Origin of the sequence: Pantoea sp. GM01 (assembly GCF_000282675.1) — a bacterium.
GTDB lineage: Bacteria > Pseudomonadota > Gammaproteobacteria > Enterobacterales > Enterobacteriaceae > Pantoea > Pantoea nemavictus.
On sequence record NZ_AKIU01000095.1, the window covers coordinates 1 to 8,790 of the forward strand.

The 8,790-nt window shown below is 54.3% G+C and carries 6 protein-coding genes and 2 pseudogenes; 6 read left to right on the forward strand and 2 right to left on the reverse strand.

The window, feature by feature from the left end; genetic code table 11:
- The first annotated feature begins 90 nt into the window (after window positions 1–90).
- The 3 genes from PMI17_RS23890 (at window position 91) to PMI17_RS23900 (ending at window position 3,388) form a co-directional block, all read left to right on the forward strand.
- The gene (locus tag PMI17_RS23890; protein ID WP_007893864.1) at window positions 91–1,161 is read left to right on the forward strand and encodes a sugar phosphate isomerase/epimerase; all 1,071 of its coding nucleotides are present in this window, start codon (window positions 91–93) and stop codon (window positions 1,159–1,161) included.
- Entirely contained in the window at window positions 1,158–2,309 is a 1,152-nt protein-coding gene (locus PMI17_RS23895) for a Gfo/Idh/MocA family protein (RefSeq protein ID WP_007893866.1), read from the forward strand. The genes PMI17_RS23890 and PMI17_RS23895 overlap by 4 nt, the downstream gene beginning before the upstream one ends.
- Window positions 2,310–2,407: 98 nt before the next feature.
- Window positions 2,408–3,388 carry a LacI family DNA-binding transcriptional regulator gene (locus PMI17_RS23900; protein ID WP_007893868.1) on the forward strand — a complete coding sequence of 327 codons (981 nt, stop codon included), beginning with the start codon at window positions 2,408–2,410 and terminating at the stop codon, window positions 3,386–3,388.
- A 6-nt stretch (window positions 3,389–3,394) separates the two neighbouring features.
- On the opposite strand, the gene PMI17_RS23905 is transcribed toward PMI17_RS23900, so the two are convergent.
- Window positions 3,395–4,243: a sugar phosphate isomerase/epimerase gene (locus PMI17_RS23905; RefSeq protein ID WP_007893870.1), complete on the reverse strand. Its 849-nt coding sequence runs from the start codon at window positions 4,241–4,243 to the stop codon at window positions 3,395–3,397.
- A gap of 458 nt (window positions 4,244–4,701) precedes the next feature.
- Between PMI17_RS23905 and PMI17_RS25485 the strand changes: the two are divergent.
- A pseudogene (locus PMI17_RS25485) lies at window positions 4,702–5,608 on the forward strand (tyrosine-type recombinase/integrase); the annotation flags it as partial.
- Between the two features lie 183 nt (window positions 5,609–5,791).
- Here the strand turns inward: PMI17_RS25485 and PMI17_RS23915 are convergent.
- Window positions 5,792–6,403, reverse strand: a complete 612-nt coding sequence (locus PMI17_RS23915; protein ID WP_157178903.1) for a hypothetical protein — start codon at window positions 6,401–6,403, stop codon at window positions 5,792–5,794.
- A 292-nt stretch (window positions 6,404–6,695) separates the two neighbouring features.
- Here PMI17_RS23915 and tssB point away from each other — a divergent pair, with 292 nt between their 5' ends.
- The gene (tssB, locus tag PMI17_RS23920; protein WP_007893879.1) at window positions 6,696–7,193 is read left to right on the forward strand and encodes a type VI secretion system contractile sheath small subunit; all 498 of its coding nucleotides are present in this window, start codon (window positions 6,696–6,698) and stop codon (window positions 7,191–7,193) included.
- A gap of 29 nt (window positions 7,194–7,222) precedes the next feature.
- Window positions 7,223–8,769 (forward strand): annotated as a pseudogene (gene tssC, locus PMI17_RS23925) (type VI secretion system contractile sheath large subunit).
- Window positions 8,770–8,790: the final 21 nt, after the last annotated feature.

The following is an 8,790-nucleotide window of genomic DNA, read 5'->3' on the forward strand; positions in this document are numbered from 1 at the left end:
CCCCCGCCGTTGCGGCGGCGGCGATCGCCATTCTTTTCCTCTTCACCTTTAAATACCGGGATGAAGCGGCTTGATTAACTGGAGGTGTACGTGAAAACGTTAAAAGGACCGGGTATTTTTCTGTCGCAGTTTATCGGACAACATGCGCCGTTTAATTCGCTGGAAGGTCTGGCGCAATGGGCGTCGGCACTGGGTTACAAGGCTTTGCAGATCCCCTGCAATCATCCGGCGATTTTTGACCTGGATCGGGCGGCAACCAGCCAGACCTATTGCGATGAGGTCAGCGGATTGCTGGCAACCTACGATCTTCAGGTGAGTGAGTTATCAACCCATCTTGAAGGGCAGCTGATTGCCGTGCATCCGGCGCATGACGTGGCCTTCGACGGCTTCGCGCCGGCGCAGGTGCGCGGCAATAACGCCAGGCGCACGGCATGGGCGATTGAGACGGTGAAAAAGGCGGCGGCGGCATCAGCGAAACTGGGGCTGCGCGCGCACGCGACCTTTTCGGGTTCGCTTGCCTGGCCCTATCTCTATCCGTGGCCGCCACACAATCCGGCGCTGCTGGAAGAGGCGTTCGCCGAGCTGGCGCGCCGCTGGCTGCCGGTGCTGGACGAGTTTGATCGTCACGGCGTTGACGTCTGTTATGAACTCCATCCGGGCGAAGATCTGCACGATGGCGTGACCTTTGAACGTTTTCTTGCTGGCGTGAATCATCATCCACGCTGCAACATTCTGTTCGATCCCAGCCATCTGCTGCTGCAGCACATTGATTATCTGCAGTTTATTGATATCTACCATCAGCGCATCAAAGCATTCCACGTAAAAGACGCCGAGTACCTGACTAACGGGCGCAGCGGCGTGTACGGCGGCTATCAGCGCTGGATCGATCGCGCCGGGCGCTTCCGTTCCCTGGGCGATGGCCAGGTCGATTTCAAAGGGATCTTCAGCAAGCTGGCGCAGTACGACTATGACGGCTGGGCGGTGCTGGAGTGGGAGTGCTGCTTAAAAGAGAGCGAAACCGGCGCGCGTGAAGGCGCCGAATTTATTCAGCGCCACATTATACCGGTGGCCGACCGCGCCTTTGATGATTTTGCCGCGCAGGGCGACCAGCAGGCGAGCGTGCGGGCACAGCTGGGTCTGGAACAGGGGAGTGTTAAATGATCAACGTAGGCATTATCGGCACCGGCTTTATTGGCCCCGCGCATATTGAAGCGCTGCGCCGCCTCGGCAACATCAACGTGGTGGCGATATGCGATGCCAGCCAGCGTGGCGCTGCCGCGCGTGCGGCAGAACTCAATGTGCCGCACGCCTACAGTGACGTGGCGACGTTTTTACAGCATGAAGGGTTGCACGCGGTACATAACTGCACACCGAACCATCTGCACGCCGCGATCAACCGGCAGATCATTGGCGCCGGTAAGCATGTGTTCTCGGAAAAGCCGCTGTGCATGACCATGGATGAAGCGCAGGAACTGGTAGAACTGGCCGAAAAGGCGGGCGTGGTACACGGCGTCAGCTTTGTCTACCGCCAGTTTGCCATGGTGCAGCAGGCGGCGAGCATGGTGCGTTACCAACAGCTGGGGCGACTGTTCTCAGCGCAGGGCAGCTATCTGCAGGACTGGATGCTGGAAGAGACCGACTACAACTGGCGGGTGGATGCGGAGAAGGGTGGTGCATCCCGCGCGGTGGCGGATATTGGTTCGCACTGGTGCGATACCATCCAGTTCGTCACCGGACGCAAAATTGTTGAGGTGATGGCCGACTTATCGATTGTCTGGCCGACGCGCAAGGCCAGCCTTGCCGGTGCTGCCACCTTCGGCGCGCAGAGTGACGAAACGCAATATGAATCGCGCCCGGTGACCACCGAGGACATGGGCTTTGTGCTGTTCCGGTTTGACGACGGTAGCAAAGGCAGTTTCAGCGTGTCGCAGGTGTCCGCCGGGCGTAAAAATCGCCTTAGCCTGGAAGTTAACGGCAGCCTGGGCGCGCTGGCCTGGGATCAGGAAACGCCGCAGCAGCTGTGGCTGGGACATCGCCATAAGGCTAACCAGCTGTTGTCGGACGATCCCGCGCTGATGAATCCGGATGTGGCGGGCCGGGCGCGTTTTCCCGGCGGACACATTGAAGGCTGGCCGGATGCGTTCCGCGCGATGATGCAGCAGTTTTATCAGGCGGTGGAGCAGGGCAAACCGCCCGCAACCCAGGCGGCTGGGTTTGCCACCTTCCACGATGGGGCGCAAGTGATGGCGATTGTTGATGCCATTGTGCAGAGCCATCAGCAGCAGCGCTGGGTGCGCGTCAGCGCCTGACGTTTAGCCCGAACGGCAGCGTGCTGGTCGGGCTAACTTATTGTTCACGCAGATTTATGGTAGCCTGCGTGTCATCTGATTTCGTATGAGTTGCTGCCATGTCCATTCAAAAAATCGCTCGTCTGGCGGGCGTTTCCGTCGCCACGGTGTCACGCGTGTTGAATAACAGCGACACGGTTAAAGACAAAAATCGCGAGAAAGTGCTGCAGGCGATTAAAGAGAGCAACTACCAACCCAATCTGCTGGCGCGCCAACTGCGTACTGCTCGCAGCTCGATGATTCTGGTGATGGTCTCCGACATCTCGAACCCGTTTTGTGCCGAGGTGGTGAAAGGTATCGAAGAAGAGGCGGAGAAGAACGGCTACCGCATTCTGCTGTGCAACTCCGGCTCGGATATCGAGCGCTCGCGTTCCAGCCTGCAACTGCTCTCCGGCAAAATGGTCGATGGCATCATCACCATGGACGCCTTCAGTAAATTACCGGAATTGAGTCATCTAATAGCCAGCACGCCGTGGGTGCAGTGCGCCGAATATGCCGATGCCGGAGAGATCTCCTGCGTGGGCATTAACGACAGCGATGCGTCGCAGGAGGTGGTGCGCTATCTGGCGGATAAAGGGCGAAAACGTATTGCGTTGATCAATCACGATCTCAGCTATAAATATGCCCGCCTGCGCCAGCAGGGATATCTGCAACAGCTGGAACTGCATCAGCTGGCGTGGCAGGCAATCGGTTATGCCAGCGAGCTGAGCTTCAACGCCGGTAAACACGCCATGATGGCACTGCTAGCCGGTGAGGAACGCCCGGATGCGGTGTTTGCGGTGTCAGACACGCTGGCGGCTGGGGCGATGGCGGCGATTCAGGCGGCAGGACTCAGCGTGCCTGAGGATATTGCCGTGGCTGGTTTCGACGGTACCGAACTGGCCGAGATGGTCACGCCGCCGCTGACCACGCTGGCGCAGCCTTCACGCGACATTGGCCGCCAGGCCTGCAGGTTGGTGCTGCACAAAATTGACCAACCACATTCCGCACCGGAACGGGTGATTATGCAGGGGCACCTGATTGAGCGTGCCAGTGCCTAAAACAGCTTAGTGCGGCAGCGTTTGCAGCGCTGTGCGCAGGTTGCGCAGCGAGGTGGTGATTATGCTCCACGCATCCTTGGGTTTGTCATGTTCGATGATGAACCATTTCACCCCGCTAGCCTTTGCCGCAGGCAGAATTGCTGACCAGTCCAGCAGACCTTCACCCAGTGGCGCGAAGTTCATTTCATCATCACGGATACCGATCGAGGCATTGTCCTTGGCGTGGATGGCGTAGATCCGGCCCGGATATGCCCGCAGAAAACGCACCGGATCCTGACCACCGCGCGATACCCAGGCGGCATCCATCTCCAGCTTCAGGTTGTCACGCGAGGTGTGATTCAGGATGATTTCCAGCGCGGTTATGCCAGCATACTTTTTCATCTCAAAGTTGTGATTATGATAGCCCAACTGTATGCCGTCGTGGCGCAATCTGGCGCCCATTGCGTCCAGGCGCTGGGCGTAATCTATCCAGCCTTGTGTGCTATCTGGGCGATCTTCCGGTTCAATCCACGGCACGATGATGGTGCGGTTGCCGACCGATTTATTAAAGGCAACGGTCTGCGCATAATCATTTTCCAGGGCAGCGAGCTGAACGTGCGATGACGTGACGGTGAGGTGATTTTCCTCCAGCAAGGCGCTGAGTTGTTTAGCGCTCAGGTCATGGGTGCCGACGATTTCGACATGTTTAAAGCCAGCTTCATGCGCCATCGCAAACTGCTTCTCGGCCGGGCCAACGTTGCGCAGGGTATACATCTGCAGGGCAATTTCGTTATCCACCTCAGCGGCCGCTGCAGAAAACGAGCAGAGCGCAGCAGACGCCACCAGGCAACTACTGATGAGTAATCGGGCTAACATAGTCTCTCCATAAAGTTAAAAGTAATCGATTACAAAGCTACAATAGAAAGTAATCGATTACTTTTAAATCGTCCTGAGTTTTTGCAAAAATGTGATGGAGTTCAAATCAGCCTGATTGTGACGACATGGCGTTGTGAAAGAGTGTAACTGATTCAATTTTAACGATTGATAAGGGAGAGAATTCGCAGAACGGGATGGCTTAAGCACGCCCAGCTTCAACGTTTTTGAAGAGAATAGGCAAAAAAAAGTCTGAACGTAAGTTCAGACTCTTCTTTAGAATGTGGCAGTGAAAGGGGCCGCCTGATTCAAATCTTTTCCATTCCTAACCTGTCCAATAATTCTCACTATAACAGTGGGTTATCCATAAATCCGTCCAAATCTGTTTCAGGCCATCCAGTAGAAATGCATTATAAATGGCATACTGGATGGCATACCAGCTTGAGCAGGAAGCAATCAAAATGGCATTACTCACAGACACTAAAGCCAGGCATATTAAGCCTGACGATAAACCGTTGCCGCATGGCGGCGTCACCGGTCTGACACTCCACGCATCTTCAACCAAAGGGCATGGCAAATGGGTGTTACGTTACGTTAGCCCAGTTACCAATAAACGCCGTAAAGCAGGGTTGGGCACTTATCCAGAGACCAGCATTGCTGAGGCAGCGAAAGTGGCTCAATCCATGCGTGAACAACTGGCGGCTGGTATTGATCCGCTTGAGTTGAAGAGGATTGCGGCGGAAAAAGTCAACATTCCTACTTTTGAAGAAGCAGCCCGGAAAGTGCATCAGGAGCAACTCTCAGGTTGGCGTAATAAAAAGCATGAAAAGCAATGACTATCATCCCTGGAGCGCTACGTGTTTCCACGAGTAGGTAGTGTCTCAATAGAGAACATCACTCCGGCTGCTGCGCCCAATTTGGCTGACGCTAGCTGAGACCGCCAGCAGGGTAAGACAGCGCATCCATGCGGTGATGCAATGGGCTTGGGCTCATGGTCACTGTACTGCTAACCCGGTGGATGTTGTTGACCATCTTCTGCCAAAGCAAAGTGTGCGCACTGAACATCATCCAGCAATGCCATGGAAATTGATTCCCGGCTTTATTGCACAGCATGTGCAGACCGATGAACGCTTCAATGTGACCAGAGCGTTATTGCTGATCGTAATTTTGACAGCGTGCCGATCTGGTGAAGCAAGGTTTATGCGATGGGAGGAGATCGACTTCAAAAAGAAAGTCTGGACAGTACCGGCGGATCGAATGAAAGCTGGAGTGCTGCATCGTGTGCCTTTGTCTGATCAAGCTATTGCGATCCTGGAAGGTTTGAAAGGATTGCATGATGAACTGGTATTTCCATCGCCGCGTAAGCAGGTTCGATTCATCCACTCGATAATTGGAGGGCCAGAACTCATTGAATACTACTACCAACGCATACCACTCAGATGATGCCGGTCAGGTGGAATAATCAGAGCACCCCTTTTTTGAACTGGATGAATTTGATGAATTTAAAAGGGATGATTTCTGCCTGATCAGGGATGATCTGGCACTGTCTAATTATGGCCGCTGCAATTTCTTTTTCCATTTGAGCCTCGCCTTACTGACGGATGCTGGTGTTCTGTCTGGAAATAAACTTCTAATTTCAGCCGGAGTTTTATCCAGATTTTTCAGTAGCAGAGAGGTTTCATCCTCGCTCCACTTACGGGCTGGTGTTAATCCTTCAACTTTGATCCCCATATCGGAGGCTTTAATTCTCACCGCTTCAGCCGTGCGGCCAATCATTTTTCCCACTTTGGTTCCAAGGACCGGATAGTACTCAACAAGAATCAGGCATTCTTCTTCGCTCCAGTTGCGAGCGCTGGATATTCCTAAAGTGATAGCTTTGTGGAAAATGGTTTTTCGTGATCTTCCCGGTAGCAGTTGCATAACTGAGCTGATCCCATCACCACGTGCATAGTTGATGCGCAGGATTTCCATTTCTTCATCAGTCCAAAGTTCGCGGGGACCCTTGCTGCAGCCCATTGAAGAGGCCTGACTTCGGACTGCATTTGCCGATCTGCCCAGCTTCAATGCGACGCTCGCTGCACCATCTTTCTGATAATTTTTCTCAACATAGCGTAATTCCTGCAGCGTCCAGCGGGAGCAATGGTTGCGACACTTCGGTTTCACAAAATCACCCTTCGTTAACAATTAGCGCCATTGTATTATTGATTCCTGTAAAAGTATCTTTCGTGATGAGTGGCCCCAAAATCTAAAAATATTTTTGGGAATAATCCTAGGTGTTTTTATAGTGCTCATCAGTCACTTAATCCAATACTTAAGAAATTTCCTATATAAATCAGATCACAAAGATCACTTCGCCTAGTTGCCTTCCAAAAATACCAGCTATATATTCGCGCGGTAACACACAGGGAAAGTGTGCCTACGCGTGCTTTCCGCGCCATTTTTACAAGGAGTAAACATGAGCAACTCTTACCAGAATGAAATCCCTAAGGCACGTATTAATTTGAAGCTTGACCTGCACACGGGTTCAGCCGCTAAGAAGACCGAGTTGCCGCTTAAGCTGCTGGTGACCGGCGATTTCAGCAACGGCGCCGAAGATCGCCCGCTGTCTGAACGCGAAAAAATCAACGTCAACAAAAACAACTTCAACAGCGTGCTGGCCGATATCGCGCCGGCCGTCTCCTTTGCCGTGCCAAATACGCTGGCCGGCGACGGCAGCGAAGAGAGCGTGGCGCTTAACTTCCGCGACATGAAGGACTTCGAGCCGGAGCAGGTTGCGCGCCAAATCCCCCAGCTGCGCGCCATGCTGGCGATGCGCAATCTGCTGCGCGACCTCAAATCCAACCTGCTGGATAACGTCACCTTCCGCAAGGAGCTGGAAGTTATCCTGAAAGATCCCGCCCTCAGCGACGAACTGCGCAGCGAACTGTCTGCGTTAGCCACCGATCAAGCCTAAACATCCCCGTAACGGACTATTGAGAGAGAATGCTGATGTCAGTTCAGAATGAAACCCATGCCAATGGCGCAACCACCGTGTTGGATCGCCCTGCTGCGGGCGGCGTCTATGCGTCGCTGTTTGAAAAAATTAACCTCAATCCGGTGTCAGAATTGAGTGACCTGAATGTCTGGCAGGACAACCAGGCGATGTCGGATGCCACCGCCGACGAGCGTGTCACCGCAGCGATGCAGGTGTTCCTGACGCGTCTGAAAATCAGCGGCGCGAAAGTGGAAAAGCTGGATAAAAACCTGCTGGATCATCACATCGCCGAGCTGGATCGCCAGATCAGTCGCCAACTGGACGCGGTGATGCATCACGATGAATTCCAGAAGGTGGAATCGGCGTGGCGCGGCCTGAAGTCGCTGGTGGATAAAACTGACTTCCGCCAGAACGTGAAAATCGAAGTGCTGGACGTGTCGAAAGACGATTTGCGTCAGGACTTTGAAGACGCGCCGGAAATTATCCAGAGCGGCCTTTACCTGCAAACTTATGTTGCGGAATACGACACGCCGGGCGGTGAGCCGATTGGTGCGGTGATTTCTGCCTACGAGTTTGATGCTTCCGCGCAGGACGTGGCGCTGCTGCGTAACCTGTCGAAAGTGGCTGCTTCGGCGCACATGCCGTTTATCGGTTCGGTTGGCCCGCAGTTCTTCCTGAAAGATTCGATGGAAGAGGTGGCGGCGATCAAAGACATCGGCAACTACTTTGACCGCGCTGAATACATCAAGTGGAAATCATTCCGCGACCCGACGACTCACGCTACATCGGCCTGACCATGCCGCGCGTGCTTGGTCGTCTGCCGTACGGCCCGGACACCGTGCCGGTGCGCAGCTTCAACTACGTTGAAGAGGTGAAAGGACCGGACCACGACAAATATCTGTGGACCAACGCCTCATTCGCTTTTGCTGCCAACATGGTGCAGAGCTTCATCAGCAACGGCTGGTGCGTGCAAATTCGCGGCCCGCAAGCGGGCGGTGCGGTGCAAGATCTGCCGATCCATCTCTACGATCTCGGCACCGGCAACCAGGTGAAAATCCCGTCTGAGGTGATGATCCCGGAAACCCGCGAGTTTGAGTTCGCCAACCTCGGCTTCATCCCGCTTTCTTACTATAAGAACCGCGATTACGCCTGCTTCTTCTCGGCTAATTCCACGCAGAAACCGGCAATCTACGACACCGCCGATGCCACCGCTAACAGCCGCATCAACGCGCGTCTGCCGTATATCTTCCTGCTGTCACGCATCGCGCACTACCTGAAGCTGATCCAGCGCGAAAACATCGGCACCACCAAGGATCGCCGCCTGCTGGAGCTGGAGCTGAATACCTGGGTGCGCACGCTGGTGACCGAGATGACCGATCCCGGCGACGAGCTGCAGTCTTCACATCCGCTACGCGATGCCAAAGTGCTGGTGGAAGATATCGAAGACAACCCGGGCTTCTTCCGCGTCAAGCTGTTCGCCATTCCGCACTTCCAGGTGGAAGGCATGGACGTGAACCTGTCGCTGGTGTCGCAGATGCCAAAAGCTAAAGCGTAAGGCGGAACTCAGGGATGAAAA

What these genes read in the sequence shown, in the direction of transcription:
- PMI17_RS23895 (WP_007893866.1), top strand. Translation starts at nt 1,158, where the DNA reads ATGATCAACGTAGGCATTATCGGCACCGGCTTTATTGGCCCCGCGCAT.
- PMI17_RS23900 (WP_007893868.1), top strand. Translation starts at nt 2,408, where the DNA reads ATGTCCATTCAAAAAATCGCTCGTCTGGCGGGCGTTTCCGTCGCCACG.
- PMI17_RS23905 (WP_007893870.1), bottom strand. Translation starts at nt 4,243, where the DNA reads ATGTTAGCCCGATTACTCATCAGTAGTTGCCTGGTGGCGTCTGCTGCG.
- tssB (WP_007893879.1), top strand. Translation starts at nt 6,696, where the DNA reads ATGAGCAACTCTTACCAGAATGAAATCCCTAAGGCACGTATTAATTTG.